Genomic DNA, 15849 nt, shown 5'->3' with positions numbered 1-15849 from the left:
ACATTGTTCTGCTGATGCGCACACTGTACGCAGGAGTTTAGATCGTGCGCAAGGGGGCACGTCGTGCGCTAAGGTGGGGGCATGTCGGTCGAAGAGCAGCCCATCCAGTCGGTGTGGACCCGTCCCCGCCGGAAGCGCGACCAGCCGGCGTTGAGCCAGGCGCAAATCGTCGCCGAGGCCGTCCGGCTCTTGGACGTGGAAGGCGTCGACGCGCTGAGCATGCGCAGACTGGGCACCGCGCTGAACGCGGGCGCGACCTCGCTCTACCGGCACGTGGCCAACCGTGACGAACTGATCGAGCTTGTCGTCGACGAGGTCTATGGCGAGATCACCGTGCCGGACAGCGACGATCCGGCACGGTGGCGTGAAGCGGCCATCGTCGGGGCGCGGAGCGTGCGCGCGATGATCCTGCGGCACCCCTGGGTCGCCTCACTGCTCGGCTCGGTCGGCCTGTCGTACCTCGGGCCGAACGTCATGCGGCTCAACGAGCGGCTGATGGCCGTCTTCGTGACCGCGGGATTCCCTGACGACGAGTCGGATCAAGCGATCAGCGCGGTCATCTCCTACGTCATCGGCATGGGGACGACCGAGGCGGCTTGGCTCACGACGGTCGCGAAGAGCGGCCGAAGCGAGCGCGAGTGGGCGGAGCAACTGCGTCCGGCCATCGAAGAGGCGGCACGGGAGCATCCTTATCAGCGAGAACGCCTTGTCCAGGACGACGCCGAGGCCGACCCGGAGCGGCTCCGCGACGAGAAGTTCGGCTATGGGCTGGACCGGATGCTCGACGGTTTGGAGACCAGGCTCAGACGGTGACTCCGTCACGCGAAAGGGTCGACCCGAGCGCGTTCGCGATCCGCTGGACGGCGGGCGCGATCCGCTCGACGGCCTCCATCGTGAGCCGTCCCGAGGGTCCGGACACCGAGACCGCCGCCGGCACTGGCGCGCCAGGGACCGCGACGGCCACGCAGCGGACACCCAGTTCCTGCTCGGCTTCGTCGAGCGCGTAACCCTGCTGGGCGATTTTCGCCAGCTCCCGCAGAAGCGCGTCCTGGTCGGTGAAGGTGTGCTCGGTGTACGAGGGCATGCCGGTCCGCGAGAGCAGTGCAGTGACGTCATCGGACGGCAGGTGCGCGAGCATCGCCTTCCCGACGCCGGTGCCGTGCGGCAGGAGGCGCCGTCCGACCTCGGTGAACATCCGCATCGAGTGCTTCGACGGCACCTGGGCGACGTAGACGACCTCGTCTCGCTCCAGCACCGCGAGGTTCGCGGTCTCGCCGATCTCGTCGACCAGTTCCGCGAGCAGCGGCCGTGCCCACGAGCCGAACTGCATGCTGGCGTTCTCGCCCAGCCGGATGAGCCGGGCGCCCAGCGCGTACCGGCGGTTGGTGTTCTGCCGGACGTAACCCAGGTCCACCAGTGTCCTGATCAACCGGTGGATGGTCGGCATCGGCAGCCCGGACAGGGTCGCCAGCTCCGAAAGACTGGCCTCGCCTCCCGTGTCCGCGAGGTGCTCGAGGAGCTCGAAGGCCCGCTGAAGTGACTGGACGCCGCCATCGCGTCCGTTCTTCTCCGCTGCCACCGTGGCACTCCTTACGTCGGCGTTGATGTTCCGCTATGCAGAAACTATAGTCCGTCATGTAAAACCGTAGGGACGTTATCTTTAGCCGATCTTCGATCTTCTCCGACGCGGGGTGTTTCACATGTCTGACCAGATCTCAGCCAAGGTGCTCGGTGCGCCCGTCGAGCGTGGAGGCGAGATCCTCACGCCAGAGGCGCTCGCCTTCCTCGCCGGCCTGCACGAGGCCTTCGCCGCCCGCCGTGACGAGCTTCTGCGGGCCAGGGGCGAGCGCCGCGAGGAGGCAAGGACCACCGGCAAACTCGACTTCCTGCCCGAGACCAAGGAGATCCGCGAGGGCGACTGGAAGGTGGCCGAGGCTCCGCCCGCGCTGCGCGACCGCCGCGTCGAGATCACCGGTCCGACCGACCGCAAGATGACCATCAACGCGCTGAACTCCGGCGCCAAGGTGTGGCTCGCCGACCTCGAGGACGCCAACACGCCGCACTGGGCGAACGTCGTCTCCGGCCAGGTCAACCTGTACGACGCCGTCCGCGAGACCATCACGCTGGAAAGCGGCGGCAAGAGCTACGCGCTGAAGGACGACGTCGAGCACGCGACCATCGTCGTCCGCCCCCGTGGCTGGCACCTCGACGAGCGGGGCCTGTCCTTCGGTGGACGCCAGGCCGTCGGCGCGCTGGTCGACTTCGGCCTGCACTTCTTCCACAACGCGCAGGAACTGCTCAACCGCGGCAAGGGCCCGTACTTCTACCTGCCGAAGATGGAGAGCCACCTCGAAGCCCGGCTCTGGAACGACGTCTTCACCCACGCGGAGAAGACGCTCGGGATCGAGCACGGCACCGTCCGCGCGACCGTGCTGATCGAGACCATCCCGGCCGCGTTCGAGATGGACGAGATCCTCTACGAACTGCGCGAACACGCTTCCGGCCTGAACGCCGGCCGCTGGGACTACCTGTTCAGCGTCATCAAGTACTTCCGCGACGCGGGCGAGAAGTTCGTGCTGCCGGACCGCAACTCGGTCACCATGACCGCGCCGTTCATGCGCGCCTACACCGAACTGCTGGTGCGCACCTGCCACCGGCGCGGCGCGTTCGCGATCGGCGGCATGGCCGCGTTCATCCCGAACCGCAAGGACCCGGAAGTCACCGCCGCGGCACTCGACAAGGTCCGCGCGGACAAGAGCCGTGAAGCGGGCGACGGCTTCGACGGTTCGTGGGTCGCGCACCCTGGCATGGTCGAGATCTGCCGCGAGGAGTTCGACAAGGTCCTCGGCGGCAAGCCGAACCAGCTCGACCGGACCCGTGACGAGGTGTCCGTCACCGCCGACCAGCTGCTCGACGCGGCTTCGACGCCGGGCGGCGCCACCGCCGCCGGTCTGCGCGCCGCTGTCGACGTCGGCATCCGCTACCTCGCCTCTTGGCTGAGCGGAAACGGCGCGGCGGCGATCCACAACCTGATGGAGGACGCGGCCACCGCCGAGATCTCACGGTCGCAGGTGTGGCAGTGGGTGCGTAACGGCACGCAGCTCGACACCGGTGACAAGGTGACCGGGGAACTGGTGCGTGGTGTGCTGGCCGAGGTGCGGGGCGAACTCGCCGCCGAGATCAAGCCGGAGCTGCTGGAACCCGCCGTCGAGTTGTTCGAGCAGGTCGCGCTCGCCGACGAGTTCCCGGACTTCCTGACGCTGCCCGCCTACGAACGGATCAAGTAGACAGATGGGGAACGGGCGGCTCACCGAGGACGTCTACACCGCCGCTGACGCGCGCCTCGCCGAGGCCGACGCGCGCTTCGTGGCCAAGTATCCCGGCGAGCCGCCCGGCCGCCAGCCCGTGCACACCGTGTACGTGCCCGCCTCGCGGTACAAGACTCGGCTCGTCGCTGATTGGGGCAAGCAGGCCCTGCGGGTCTTCGGCGAGCACGCGGACGAACTCGGTCTCGACGCGGACGTCGCCGACCGCGTCCGGACCAAACTCCTGACCGAGCCGATCGAGGATCTGCGGATCGACTTCGAGGACGGCTACGGCAGGCCGGGTGACGCCGAGGAGGACGCCACCGCGCTCGCCGCGGGACGGACCCTCGCCATCACTGGCGGTACGCCGTTCGTCGGCATCCGGTTCAAGAGTTTCGAACAGGCGACCCGGCGCCGCGGCATCCGCACCCTCGATCTCGTTTTGGCCGGACTGCTGGAAAGCGGGCCACTGCCGGAAGGTTTCGTCGTCACGCTGCCGAAGGTGACCGCTGTCGAGCAGGTCGAAGTCGCGGCGGATGTGCTGGAGCGCCTCGAATCGGCGTACGGCCTGTCCGAGGGCACGCTGCGGTTCGAGGTCCAGATCGAGACAGCACAGTCCATTGTGGACGTCGATGGGACGGTGGCGGTGCCGCGGATCATCGAAGCCGCGCGCGGCCGCTGTTCGGGGCTGCACTACGGGACCTACGACTACAGCGCGGGTCTCGGGATCAGCGCCGAGTACCAGAGCATGGAACATCCGGCCGCCGATTTCGCCAAGCAGCTCATGCAGGTTTCGGCCGCGGGCACCGGTGTCCGGCTTTCGGACGGCTCGACGAACAAGCTGCCCGTCGGCGACGCGATCCTCCCGGCCTGGCACGAACATCTGCGACTGGTGCGGCGTTCCCTGGAGCGCGGCTTCTACCAGGGCTGGGATTTGCACCCGCACCAATTGCCGACCCGGTTCGCCGCGACGTACGCGTTCTTCCGCGAGGGGTACCCGGCGGCGCTGGGACGGCTGCGGGACTACGCGGACCAGACCGGCCGCGGTGTACTGGACGAGCCCGCGACGGCGCAGGCACTCGCGAGCTTCCTGTCGCGGGGGCTGGATTGCGGAGCTGTGGACGTGGAGGAGCTGTCGTTCTCCCGGTCCGAATTGGACGGATACGCGCGGAGAGCTAGGTGAGCGGCGGCACCCGGCCGTGGTAAGACGCGAGAACCTCGTCCAGCGAGCCGTGCGCGCGGATCCGGCCTTCGTCCATCCACAAGGCGGTGGTGCACAGCTCCCGCAGGAGTTCGTCGGCGTGCGAGGCGAACACCAGCACGCCCGCGCGGCGGGCGAGGCCGCTCGCCTATCTGGCCTTGCCGGAGAACTCCGGCTGAGTATGCTGGAGGGGGCGGCTGTGCCGCGAGAAGGTGACTACTCGCGTGAGTCGGGCGGGTGGTGGCTCCTTAACCCTCAATGAGCCGAATCGCCACTTCGACCACGCTGTGCGATTCCGTTAGTTGGGTTTCCGGGGTGAGGCTGTCCGCGGCCATCCCGGCCACGACCGACAACGCTTTGCGTCCCGATCCGGGGGTATGAGCTGATCACATCCAGCCGATGCCCTCGCGCTCAGTGCTTTCTGTTCCGTCGCAAAACAATCGTTCAAGCCAGAGGGCATTTGCGTACCCGGACATGCACAACACCGGTGGATTCAGGTTGAGTGTCCTCTTTCCGCACAGTCCACCTTTGGGCATGCCGAAGGGCCCGTCGCCGTGTGGCTGGCGGGCTCTTCGGGTCAGGTCAGGGTGTTGCGTCGGGTTTTTCGCAGTGGATCCAGGTATTGGGGCGGGATGAATTCCGGCAGCCCATCGGCGGCTAACTGGACTTCCCAGTCACCATGATGGATTAGGCGGTGATGGAAACCGCAGAGCAGTGTGAGGTTGCGGAGGTTGGTGGGTCCGCCGTCTACCCAATGGTGAATGTGGTGGGCGTGACAGTTTTTGGGTTTGCGGTGGCATCCTGGGAAGGTGCATCCGCGGTCTCGGATGTTGAGTGCTCGGCGTTGGCCTGGGGTGACGAACCGCCTGAGACGCCCCCTGTCGAGGGGTTCGCCAGCGGCGTTGAGGACCACGGGAAGCATGAGGCAGTCGCAGGCGGCCATCCGTGCTTCGCGGGCGGTCATCGTCCCGACGAAGTCGAGGCAGGCGGTGCCGAGTCCGGTTTTGAGTTCCTCGAGGCCGATGGTGATGTGGAGGAGGGTGCGGTAGCCGTTGGTGCCGGGCTGATCGGGGCAGGCGACCGCGAGGTCCACGAGGTCGACCCACGCGTCACCCTGGCGTTCGGCTTTGGAACGCAAATCCACCTGACCGAACTCATCCACCGGCCGCGGTTTCGCGTAAGCCTCCAGCGCGGCCGCGGTCCGCGCCCCGCTCTCGTCGTCAAGGAGGCCTTTCAGTGTCCAGAAGCCGTCCTTGCGGCGTTCCAGCGTGAGTTCGCGGCGGGGTTGGGCGGGTTCGGGATCCTTGGGTTCGTTGCCGTCGGGGTCGAGCCAGGCGAGCAGGTTGTCCCCGAGTTTCGAGACCTGCCGGGGGCCCGCGTCCCGGGCGAGAGCGGCGAGGGTCTTCTCGGCATGCTCTCGATCCTCCACGGTCACTTCGGCCGGGATCTTCCGCAGGATCTCCAGGATTTGTTTGATCCGTTCTTCCCCGATCGCACCCTCGGCTGCCGCGGCGCCGGTGGCGGGTGCGAACGGCGGGATCTCGGTGCCGTCGAGAGCGCGTGTGGGGTTCAGGTCGATCGCGCGATTCACCTACGGCCGCGCCTCACCTTGACTCAACCCGGCGATATCGGCGAACCACGCAATCGTCGTGCCATACCCGTACAAGTCCTTGACGCCACGAGATTCGATCTCCGCCAGATACTGGCCCAGACCGGCGGATGTCATCCTCATCACCTGCAGGAACTGCTGCACGCCGTGGGCAAGCTCCAGCTTGCCGGCACGCCACAACTCCTGCGGGAGTTCGGGAAGGAAGGTCTCGGACACCCCTCAATGATACCGCAATTCTGTCGAACAGGTGTTCGTAATTTTGCGTTACCGCGAAACGGCGCATTTACCACTGAAGGGTGATAAACATTTTCGCATAACCTTTCGCGGCGTTGTGCGAGCAATCTTGTAGTGAGTTGGCGCGTTCGGCGAGGCAGCGCACGGTACTGTGGATGGCGTTGTAAGCCCGCTCCTCGACGGTTGGTTACCCGTCTTTTGGCTTTCTAAAGGGATCGTGGACGTTTCGGGCTCGCCTTCATGGCCCAAGCCCGCCAGGGTCAGGCCGTACATCGGATGTCCGCAGCGGCCCCCGTCCGAGGCGGACACCACCTAAGTGTTCCCACCGTGATGGCGATGCTTGCCCGACCACCACAAGTCGACACTGAATGTGGGGCCGGGAATGGAGATCCAGTCGGTGTGGATTAACGCGCCGTCCTCGATCACGTACGAATAACCGGCCGCCAGCAGCGCCCCGCGCAGGTGCCGCGAGCACCGCGTTGCCCTAGTCCCGATAGTCGTCCAGGAACCAGCGCGGCACCAGAACGGCTTGCTTGTAGGCCCCCGCCACACGCGCTCCGCGGGCGCAGGCCGGACAGGAACAGCACAGCGTCCTCGGATATCGGTGTATGCAGCACTCATCAAGCGCGGAACTCCGCTTCTCTACGCTGCACCACAACAAGTTCGGTGTGTCACCGGCCATCACGAGTCGCCGATGGTTAGGCGGAAGCGCTCACCCTTCGCCATGGCATGCGGGCGAATCGGAGCCACCGCCACGGACACATGCCGATGGCGACTCGATCATTGCCGGGATCTTCGCAAGGTGAAAAGGACACCTCAAGCGGTCGTCTTCACATAACGCCGACAAGGCACCGAAATCAGCCCATCCGGCCCATCGACCCGATTATCGAACCCGCCCTCGTCAACCCACCCGCACCGCTCGTAGAACCGCCGCGCCCGCGTGTTCCCCGGCACGACCGCGAGCCATGCCCGCGAATGCCCGCCACCGCCGACAAGCCGTTCGGCCTCCGCGAGCAACACCCCGGCCACGCCGCTGCCACGATGCGCCGAAGACACGTACACCTGCTCGACCTCATCGCCGACGACCATCACGAACCCCGCCACCTCGCCGGCCACCAGGGCGACCGACGTGTCGCCGACTCGGTCGGATGCCCGCTCCCGGAACGATTCCCGGGTGCGGATCCGCAGAAGCGCGTCGGGCACGTTGCCGAGATGGCCGTCCTGCCAGCCGTGGTACCAGATCTCCGCCACCGCCGAAGCGTCCTGGGCGTCGGCGGGCCGCAACGTCACATCGTTCGACATGTCCGGAGTCAAGTATCGAAGTGATCAGGAAACCAGTGCGCCGATCCGCCGCTCCACCTCGTCCGCGCTCGCGTTCCCGGCGACCAGCGTCCCCACCCGTTCCCCGTCGTCGGCCAGCAGCGTCGGGTACCCGGTGACGCCCAGATCCCGTGCCCGCCGGAAATCGGCCGCCGCGGACACCCGGTCCAGTGCGGCCTCGACAGCGTCTCCGTTCAAGCCCGCCCGCTGGGCGACCATCCGATATGTCGAGACCTCGGACAGGCTCAGCCCGTCGAGATAGAAAGCCTCTTGCAGCAAGGCCGCGAGCCGCACCGCGCGGTCCGGCGCGACTTCGCGCAACGCCGCCATCCCGCACGCGGCTGCCTCGGAGTCCATGACGAACTCGCCGTCCGCGATGAGGCGTTCGTAGCTTTCGCCGAACGGTGCCCCGGTCCGGCGGGTGATCTCGGCGTTTGCTCCTTGGACGTGGCCGAATTGCCGGATCGGTACCCGGCGCCCGCCGATGAACAGGCCGCCGGACACCACTTCGACCGGCAGATCCGGATGCCGGTGCGCGACGTCGGCCATGGTCCTGGCGAAGCCGTAAGACCAGCCGCAGTACGCGTCGAAGACATAGATGAGCCTCATGACGATATCCAACGATGCCTGACGAGTCAGCTATTCCTAGCGGAGCCTGGGGAGTGCGTCACGCGCGAAATGACTCAGTGTCCGCAGGTCCAGCGCGAACTGTTCCCGATGGTCCGCGGGCAGCGGGTCGAGGAAGAGCCGCTGGATGTTCTCGACGTGCGTCCGCGCCGCCCGCACGGTCGTCTCCTCACCCTTGCCGGTCAGCCGTACGAGTTGCACGCGGCGGTCTTCGGGATCGGAACCGCGGACGACCAGGCCGAGTGTCGTCATCCGGTCGACCAGCCGGGTCGCGCCGCCGGTGGTCAGCACCTGCTCCTGCGCGATCGCACGCATGCTCATCCCGGTTTCACCGGCCCTGCCGACGATCAGCAGTACCTCGAACATCAGGTGCGAGATCCCGCATTCGGTCTCCAGTGCGCGGCCGAGCAGGTATTCGAGCCGGTTCGCCGCGCCCATCATCCGGCCGAACGCGACCACCCGCGGGTCGTAGGCGGCTTCTTGCGCCGTGGTGATGCCCATTTCAGCTCCCTGCCGACAAGGCCAAATAGACGTCGAGCTGTTCGGTGAACTCGGTCAGATCGGCGCCGAGCAGTTCGCTCGCCCGCCCGATCCGGTACCGCAACGTGTTGACGTGGATGTGCAACGCCCGTGCCGCCCGCGTCGGCGAGCCGGAGCATTCGAGGAAGACACGCAGGGTGTGCACCAGATCGGTGCCCTGCTCGGCGTCGTAGCTCAGCAGCGGGCCCAGCACCCGTCGCCGCAACGCCGCCCGCAGGTCGTCGGGTGTGCCTGCCAGCAGCAGCCGGTGCATACCGATCTGGCCGCCGGGGACGATCTCGATCGTGCCCGGCCGCATCCCCGCCACGGCCAGCGCGTAGCGCGCGACCTCTTTCGCGCCCCGCAGCACCGAAACCGGGGAACGGTCGCTGATCCCGATCAGCACCCGGCGGCACGGCAGCAGCGATTCCACTCCCGTCAACGCGGCCGTCACGGTGGCGGGCCAGTCTTCGGGCCACTCGCCGTCGTCCTCGGCCAGCGCCCAGGCTGTTTCCCCGGCCGGCCCGACGAGGGCGCCCGGCGGCAGTAGTTCGGTCAGGATCCCGCGTGCCGCTTCGGCTCCCTCGGTGCGGGCGACGACGACGCGCAGATCGCCGCGCAGTCCGGTCGCGGTCAGCGCCGCGTGCGGATCGCCGCCCTCGTCGAGCGTGGCCAGCAACGGTTCGAGCACCCGATCGGTGACCGCGCGGACCTCGTCCGCCCTGGTGCGCGCGAGCCCGATCAGCCCGGCGAGCTCCTCGGCGATCTCCACCTGTGCCGCGGTCAGTGCGCCGCCGATCGCGAGCAGCCACGGCACCGCGTGCCTGCCGCCGATCGGCCGCACGGTGACGTCGCCGGACTCCAGCACGCGTCCGCCCGCGGCGACGAAGCGCCCCACCAGGTCGGACGGCGTGCCGGCGGGCACCACCCAGCAGGGGAGGCCGATCTCCGCGCGGGCCCGGTCCAGCAGGGTCTCCACCGACGCGTCTTCGGTGGCGGCTGAAAGCAAACGTTTGCGAGCGCCTTCCGCGGCCGCGGCCAACGCCAGCACGACACGTTCGGTGACCACCGAGAACGATAGATCCGCTGGGACCTCCAGCAACGGAATCCCGTATCTCGTACAGGCTTCGACGAGGTCTTCGGGGATCCCGTCGGAATCCGCTCCGGATGCCGCCAGCGCGGCGGCCCCGGCCTTCGCCAGCGCGGCGACGAACGCCTCGGAATCACCCGGCCCGCGCCACCACAGCAACCCACTCAGGACGAACTCGCCCGCCGACACGTACCGTCCGGGATCGGGCAGCTCGGTGACGTAGATCCGGGACACCGGGCGGTCGAGCAGTGCCGTTCCGGCGCGCACACGCAAGCGCAGCCCTGGCAGCGCGAGCAGAGTTCTCACGGTCGTCATCAGGTTTGTAGGAAAGCACAAAACGACCGGTGCGTGCAGGGGAGATTTCATGCTTCGGCACCGTTGCCGCCATACGGGCGCAGGGCGTCTACTGAGTCGGCCGTCACAGACCGCCGCCGAACCGAGGAGCCCGAGAGTGGATTTCCTGCGCCCCAGCTCGCTGACCGAGGCGCTCGCCGTCAAGGCCGAGCGACCCGACGCGGTGCCCATCGCGGGCGGCACGGACGTCATGGTGGAGCTCAACTTCGACCACCGTCGCCCCGGCGCGCTGCTCGATCTCACCCGCGTCACCGAACTCGCCGAGTGGACCGAAACCGACGGCGATATCCGGCTCGGCGCGTGCGTGCCCTACGTTCGGGTGATCGCTGAGCTGGGTGAAGTTCTGCCCGCACTGGCGATGGCCTCGCGCACCGTCGGCTCGCCGCAGATCCGCAACCGTGGCACCGTCGGCGGGAACCTTGGCGCCGCCTCGCCCGCCGGTGACACGCATCCCGTGCTGCTCGTGCTCGGCGCCGAGATCGAGGCCGCGTCGGTGCGCGGAACGCGGCGGATCCCGGCCGAGGAGTTCTACCTCGGCGTCAAACGCCACGCCCTCGAACCCGACGAGCTGATCACCGCCGTGTACCTGCCCGCCGCAATCGGCCCGCAGCAGTTCGCCAAGGTCGGGACACGCAACGCGATGGTCATCGCGGTCTGCTCGTTCGCGGTGGCCCTGCATCTCGACATCCGCGAAGTCCGCGCCGCCGTCGGCTCGGCCGCGCCGACCCCGCGCCGGGCGACCGCCGCCGAGGAATTCCTCACCGCCGAACTTCCCTGGTCCACCAAGGCGTCGATCGCGGACTCGGTCAAACGCCGGTTCGGCGAGCTGGTCTCCCAGGCGTCGTCGCCGATCGACGACGTCCGGGGCAGCGCCGGCTACCGCGAACACGCGTTGTCCGTCCTGGCGCGGCGGACGCTGACCTGGGCGTGGAACGACTTTCAGAAGGGTGAACGCGAGTGCGCGTGAACGTGACGATCAACGGCGAGTCCCGCCAGGCCGACGACGTCTGGGAAGGCGAGAGCCTGCTCTACGTGCTCCGCGAGCGGCTCGGTCTCCCGGGCTCCAAGAACGCCTGTGAACAGGGAGAATGCGGTTCCTGCACGGTCTATCTCGACGAGGTCCCGGTGTGCTCGTGCCTGGTCGCGGCCGGTCAGGTCGAGGGCCGCGAGGTCCGCACGGTCGAAGGGCTCGCCGACGGCGACAACCTCGACAGGGTCCAGCAGTCCTTTGTGGACGCGGGTGCCGTCCAATGTGGCTTCTGCACCCCCGGTCTCGTGGTGGCCGCGCACGATCTGCTCAACCGGGTCGAAAACCCCGCCGACGAGGAGATTCGCGAGGCGCTGGCGGGGAACCTGTGCCGGTGTACCGGGTACGAGAAGATCCTCGACGCCGTCCGGTTGGCCGCGACCAGGGGAGAGACCACGTGAAGACCGTCATCGAGAACGCCGCGATCGCCACCGTCGATCGCGCGGGCACCGAGCACGCCTCGGGCCACGTCGTCATCGAGAACGACCGCATCGCGGCGGTCGGCGCCGGGAAGGCGCCCCGCGGCGAGTACGACGAACGAGTCGACGGCTCGGGCTACCTGGTCACCCCCGGCCTGATCAACACCCACCACCACCTCTACCAATGGGCGACGCGCGGTCTCGCCGCCGACCACACGCTGTTCGAATGGCTCGTCGCGCTGTACCCGATCTGGAGCAGGCTCGACGCCGACATCACGCACGCGGCGGCCACCGCCGGGCTCACGCGGCTCGCGACCACCGGGTGCACCACCGTCGCCGACCATCACTACGTCTTCCCGCGCGACGGCGGCGACCAGGTGGAGGCCCTCGCCGCCGCAAGGATCCGCGTCGGGGTGCGGCTGCACGTCGTCCGCGGCTCGATGGACCGCGGTGAGTCCCAGGGCGGGCTCCCGCCGGACAACCTCGTCGAGGAGACCGAGGCCGCGCTGCTCGGCACCGAGGCCGCCATCACCCGGTTCCACGACGACTCCGCGGACGCGCACCTCCAGATCGCGGTCGGGCCGTGCTCACCCTTCTCGGTGAGCGAGCGGCTGATGACCGGTGCGGCGGAATTGGCGCGACGCAAGGGAGTCCGGCTTCACACGCACCTCGCCGAGACGATCGACGAGGAGAAGCAGTGTCTCGCCGAAGCCGGCTGCACGCCCGCTGAGTACGCCGACAAACTCGGCTGGCTCGGTGACGACGTCTGGCTCGCGCACTCGATCCACCTCGCCCCGGAAGCGATCCGGCGCCTTGGCGTGACGGGCACGGGAGCGGCGCACTGTCCGACGTCCAACGGCCGGATCGGCGCCGGGATCGCCCCGGTCCGGCAACTGCTCGACGCCGGCGTACCGGTCGGACTGGGCGTCGACGGCGCCGCGTCCAACGAATCCGGTGGCCTCGGCGAGGAGCTGCACGAGTCGCTGCTGCAGGCGCGGCAACGCGGCGGGCCGCGTGCGCTGACCACGCGCGAGGCGTTGTGGATGGGCACGATGGGTGGCGCGCGTTGTCTGGGCAGGGAGAACGACCTTGGCTCGATCGAGGCCGGCAAGCTCGCCGACCTCGCGGTCTGGGACCTGAACGGCCTGAACTACGCGGGGATCATCGACCCGGTCGCGGCGCTGGTGCTCGGCGCGACCCCGCCGGTCGCGCGGCTCTTCGTCGGCGGCGCGACCGTGGTCACCGGCGGGACGCCGCGCGAGGAATCCGAAGACGAGATCGCCCGCGACCTGGCCGTGGCCAGTGCCCGGCTGAGGGAGACGCTATGACGTCCACGCAGACCTCCACCACCGCGACCGCGACCGACAACGGCGTTGGCGCGAGCCCGCGGCGTCCCGACGGGACGGTCAAGGTACGCGGCGAATTCGCCTACTCGTCGGACCTGTGGCACGAGGACATGCTGTGGGGCGCGACGCTGCGCAGCCCGCATCCGTACGCGCGGATAACCGGTATCGACATCACTGAAGCCCTTGCCGTGCAAGGGGTTTACGCGGTCCTGACGCACGAAGACGTGCCTGGCGTGAACAAGTACGGCCTGGAGCACTCCGATCAGCCGGTGCTCGCCGTCGACGTCGTGCGCTACCAGGGCGAGCCCGTCGCAGTCGTCGCCGCGGACCACCCCGAGACCGCGCGCCGTGCGATGAAGCGGATCAAGGTCTCCTACGAGGTCCTCGAACCGGTGACGGACTCCGAGAAGGCCGCCGCCGGTGAGGGTGCCGAGTCGCACCCCGGCGGGAACGTGGTGCGGTACGCCAGGATCCGCCATGGTGACCAGTCGGTGAAGGCCGACGTCGTGGTGTCCGGTGTCTACGAGGTCGGTATGCAGGACCAGGCCTTTCTCGGTCCTGAGTCCGGCATGGCGATCCCCGACACCGAGGGCGGTGTCGATCTTTACGTCGCCACGCAATGGCTCCATGTCGACCAGCAGCAGATCGTCGCCGCGCTGGGCCTGCCGAAGGACAAGGTGCGGCTGACGCTCGCCGGGGTCGGCGGCGCGTTCGGCGGCCGTGAGGACCTCTCGATCCAGGTCCACGCCTGCCTGCTCGCGCTGCACACCGGCAAGCCGGTCAAGATGGTCTACAACCGCGAGGAATCGTTCTACGGTCACGTGCACCGCCACCCGGCGAAGATGTACTACGAGCACGGCGCGGACAAGGACGGCCGTCTCGTTTACGTCAAAGCGAAGCTGTACCTGGACGGCGGTGCGTACGCCTCGTCCACCGGCGCGGTGGTCGCGAACGCCGCCACGCTCGGCGTCGGCCCGTACAATGTGGACAGTGCTTCGATCGACTGCTGGGGCGTGTACACCAACAACCCGCCCTGCGGTGCGATGCGTGGCTTCGGCGCGGTTCAGGCGGGATTCGCGTACGAGTCCCAAATGGACAAACTCGCCGAGGCCTGCGGTGTCGACCCGGTCGACATCCGGATCCTGAACGCGATGGAGGAAGGCAGTCTCATGCCGACCGGGCAGGTGGTCGACTCCGCCGCCCCGGTGGCCGAACTGCTGGAACGGCTTCGCGCCAAACCGCTCCCAGTCAAGGACGAGGCTCTGGACCTGCGCCGGATGCCCGGCGGCGTCTCCAACACCACGCACGGTGAGGGCGTCGTCCGGGGAGTCGGGTACGCGGTCGGCATCAAGAACATCTGTTTCTCCGAAGGCTTCGACGACTACTCGACGGCCCGCGTGCGGTTGCAACTCGTCGGCGGCGAACCGGCGGCGACCGTGCACACCGCGGCTTGCGAGGTCGGCCAGGGCCTGGTGACGATCATGCAGCAGATCGTCCGGACCGAACTCGGCATCGAGCAGGTGACGATCCTGCCGATGGACACCAACATCGGCAACGGCGGTTCGACGTCCGCGTCCCGGCAGAGTTACGTCACCGGCGGAGCCGTCCAGGCCGCGTGTGTCGCGGTGCGTTCGGGACTGCGCAAGCACTTGGCGGGCGAACTCGCCGCGGATGGGAAGCTGAACGTCGTCGGCGGCAAGGTCGTCTCGGCCGACGGCAGTGTGCTCGCCGACCTCGCCGACGTCCTCGGTGACGAGGTCTTCGACGAGGTCGTGGAATGGCGTCACCGTCCGACGGCACCCATCGATCCCGAGACGGGGCAAGGAAACGCGCACGTCCAGTACGGTTTCGCGGCACACCGCGCGGTCGTGGACGTCGACACCGAACTCGGGCTGATCAAGGTCGTCGCGCTCGACTGCGCGCAGGACGTCGGCAAGGCGCTCAACCCGCAGGCGGTGCTCGGCCAGATCCAGGGCGGGTCCGCGCAGGGCCTCGGGCTCGCGGTGATGGAGGAGATCCAGACCGTCGACGGGAAGATCCGCAACCCGTCGTTCACCGACTACCTGATCCCGACCGTGCTGGACATGCCGCCGATGGACATCGACGTCCTGGAACGGCCCGACCCGAACGCGCCGTATGGTCTGCGCGGCGTCGGTGAGCCGCCGACGATCTCGTCCACCCCGGCGATCGTCGCGGCCATCCGCGCGGCCACCGGACTGGCGCTGCCCCGCGTCCCGGTGCGCCCCGAACACCTCACCGGCACCTGATCACCCCGTACTTTCTCAAGCTAGGAGCACATCCGTGAGTACCCGTCTGTCCATTTCGGAGTCCGACGAGCAGAAATGGCTCGCCGAGGCCGTCCAGCTGGCCACCGCGAACGTCGAAGGCGGCGGCGGCCCGTTCGGCGCGATGATCGTCCGGGACGGTTCGGTGCTGGCCACCGGGACCAACCAGGTGACGACGACATTGGACCCGACGGCACACGCCGAGGTGGTCGCGATCCGCGCGGCCTGCCAGGTGATCGGCGACCACAAACTCGACGGGTGCGTCCTCGTGACCTCCTGTGAGCCGTGCCCGCTCTGCCTTTCCGCCGCGCTCTGGGCGCGCGTCGGCAAGGTCGTCTACGCCGCGGACCGCCACGACGCGGCCAAGGCCGGCTTCGACGACCGCGAGTTCTACGACCTCTTTTCCCGCCCGCGCGAGACCTGGTCACTATCCGTCGGCCAACTGTCCCTTCCGGATTCTTTCGCGCCTTTCCAGGCTTGGCTGTCGAAACCCGACAAGAAGGCCTACTAGTT

The 15849-nt window shown here is 68.2% G+C and carries 13 protein-coding genes and 2 pseudogenes; 8 read left to right on the top strand and 7 right to left on the bottom strand.

Annotation, left to right across the window (positions count from 1 at the left end):
* Positions 1-81: 81 nt before the first annotated feature.
* Entirely contained in the window at positions 82-813 is a 732-nt protein-coding gene (locus tag ACM6LR_RS31770) for a TetR/AcrR family transcriptional regulator (RefSeq protein ID WP_414940881.1), read from the top strand.
* Here the strand turns inward: ACM6LR_RS31770 and ACM6LR_RS31765 are convergent.
* A complete protein-coding gene (locus ACM6LR_RS31765; RefSeq protein ID WP_409490238.1) occupies positions 803-1579 on the bottom strand; it encodes an IclR family transcriptional regulator in 777 nt (258 codons plus the stop codon). The genes ACM6LR_RS31770 and ACM6LR_RS31765 overlap by 11 nt on opposite strands.
* A 121-nt stretch (positions 1580-1700) precedes the next feature.
* Here ACM6LR_RS31765 and aceB point away from each other — a divergent pair, with 121 nt between their 5' ends.
* Together aceB and ACM6LR_RS31755 are read left to right on the top strand one after the other, a co-directional pair.
* Positions 1701-3287 carry a malate synthase A gene (aceB, locus tag ACM6LR_RS31760; protein ID WP_414940880.1) on the top strand — a complete coding sequence of 529 codons (1587 nt, stop codon included), beginning with the start codon at positions 1701-1703 and terminating at the stop codon, positions 3285-3287.
* Positions 3288-3291: 4 nt separating this feature from the next.
* Positions 3292-4488, top strand: coding sequence for a DUF6986 family protein (locus tag ACM6LR_RS31755; protein ID WP_414940879.1), 1197 nt, complete (start codon positions 3292-3294; stop codon positions 4486-4488).
* Here ACM6LR_RS31755 and ACM6LR_RS31750 read toward each other — a convergent pair.
* The 6 genes and pseudogenes from ACM6LR_RS31750 to ACM6LR_RS31725 form a co-directional block, all read right to left on the bottom strand.
* Positions 4481-4645 (bottom strand): annotated as a pseudogene (locus tag ACM6LR_RS31750) (ABC transporter ATP-binding protein); the annotation flags it as partial. The gene ACM6LR_RS31755 and the pseudogene ACM6LR_RS31750 sit on opposite strands and share 8 nt — an antisense overlap.
* Before the next feature lie 438 nt (positions 4646-5083).
* Positions 5084-6331: pseudogene (locus ACM6LR_RS31745) on the bottom strand (DUF222 domain-containing protein).
* An 834-nt stretch (positions 6332-7165) separates the two neighbouring features.
* Positions 7166-7651 (bottom strand): GNAT family N-acetyltransferase, encoded by a 486-nt coding sequence (locus ACM6LR_RS31740; protein ID WP_414940878.1) that lies wholly within the window; start codon positions 7649-7651, stop codon positions 7166-7168.
* Between the two features lie 24 nt (positions 7652-7675).
* A complete protein-coding gene (locus ACM6LR_RS31735; protein ID WP_414940876.1) occupies positions 7676-8278 on the bottom strand; it encodes a DsbA family protein in 603 nt (200 codons plus the stop codon).
* Between the two features lie 36 nt (positions 8279-8314).
* The gene (locus ACM6LR_RS31730) at positions 8315-8797 is read right to left on the bottom strand and encodes a MarR family winged helix-turn-helix transcriptional regulator (RefSeq protein ID WP_414940875.1); all 483 of its coding nucleotides are present in this window, start codon (positions 8795-8797) and stop codon (positions 8315-8317) included.
* Between the two features lies 1 nt (position 8798).
* Complete coding sequence (locus ACM6LR_RS31725) at positions 8799-10220, bottom strand: PucR family transcriptional regulator (RefSeq protein WP_414940874.1); 1422 nt, start codon at positions 10218-10220, stop codon at positions 8799-8801.
* 136 nt (positions 10221-10356) lie between these two features.
* Here ACM6LR_RS31725 and ACM6LR_RS31720 point away from each other — a divergent pair, with 136 nt between their 5' ends.
* Genes ACM6LR_RS31720 through ACM6LR_RS31700 form a run of 5 tightly spaced genes read left to right on the top strand, consistent with a single transcriptional unit; the run spans position 10357 to position 15847 of the window.
* Complete coding sequence (locus tag ACM6LR_RS31720; protein ID WP_414940873.1) at positions 10357-11226, top strand: FAD binding domain-containing protein; 870 nt, start codon at positions 10357-10359, stop codon at positions 11224-11226.
* Positions 11217-11687 carry a (2Fe-2S)-binding protein gene (locus ACM6LR_RS31715; RefSeq protein WP_414945101.1) on the top strand — a complete coding sequence of 157 codons (471 nt, stop codon included), beginning with the start codon at positions 11217-11219 and terminating at the stop codon, positions 11685-11687. The genes ACM6LR_RS31720 and ACM6LR_RS31715 overlap by 10 nt, the downstream gene beginning before the upstream one ends.
* Complete coding sequence (locus ACM6LR_RS31710) at positions 11684-13033, top strand: 8-oxoguanine deaminase (protein WP_414945100.1); 1350 nt, start codon at positions 11684-11686, stop codon at positions 13031-13033. The genes ACM6LR_RS31715 and ACM6LR_RS31710 overlap by 4 nt, the downstream gene beginning before the upstream one ends.
* Positions 13030-15318 carry a xanthine dehydrogenase subunit D gene (gene pucD / locus ACM6LR_RS31705; protein WP_414945099.1) on the top strand — a complete coding sequence of 763 codons (2289 nt, stop codon included), beginning with the start codon at positions 13030-13032 and terminating at the stop codon, positions 15316-15318. Before ACM6LR_RS31710 ends, pucD begins: the two co-directional genes overlap by 4 nt.
* 34 nt (positions 15319-15352) lie before the next feature.
* Entirely contained in the window at positions 15353-15847 is a 495-nt protein-coding gene (locus ACM6LR_RS31700; protein WP_414940869.1) for a nucleoside deaminase, read from the top strand.
* Positions 15848-15849 lie beyond the last annotated feature (2 nt).

It is taken from the genome of Amycolatopsis sp. cmx-11-32 (genome assembly GCF_047608695.1).
Classification (GTDB): Bacteria; Actinomycetota; Actinomycetes; order Mycobacteriales; family Pseudonocardiaceae; genus Amycolatopsis.
The sequence above is the reverse complement of the archived record's forward strand: the minus strand, read 5'-3'. Positions and strand labels throughout refer to the sequence as shown.

What these genes read in the sequence shown, in the direction of transcription:
- ACM6LR_RS31740 (WP_414940878.1), bottom strand. Translation starts at nt 7,651, where the DNA reads ATGTCGAACGATGTGACGTTGCGGCCCGCCGACGCCCAGGACGCTTCG.
- ACM6LR_RS31730 (WP_414940875.1), bottom strand. Translation starts at nt 8,797, where the DNA reads ATGGGCATCACCACGGCGCAAGAAGCCGCCTACGACCCGCGGGTGGTC.
- aceB (WP_414940880.1), top strand. Translation starts at nt 1,701, where the DNA reads ATGTCTGACCAGATCTCAGCCAAGGTGCTCGGTGCGCCCGTCGAGCGT.
- ACM6LR_RS31770 (WP_414940881.1), top strand. Translation starts at nt 82, where the DNA reads ATGTCGGTCGAAGAGCAGCCCATCCAGTCGGTGTGGACCCGTCCCCGC.
- pucD (WP_414945099.1), top strand. Translation starts at nt 13,030, where the DNA reads ATGACGTCCACGCAGACCTCCACCACCGCGACCGCGACCGACAACGGC.
- ACM6LR_RS31725 (WP_414940874.1), bottom strand. Translation starts at nt 10,220, where the DNA reads ATGACGACCGTGAGAACTCTGCTCGCGCTGCCAGGGCTGCGCTTGCGT.
- ACM6LR_RS31735 (WP_414940876.1), bottom strand. Translation starts at nt 8,278, where the DNA reads ATGAGGCTCATCTATGTCTTCGACGCGTACTGCGGCTGGTCTTACGGC.
- ACM6LR_RS31755 (WP_414940879.1), top strand. Translation starts at nt 3,292, where the DNA reads ATGGGGAACGGGCGGCTCACCGAGGACGTCTACACCGCCGCTGACGCG.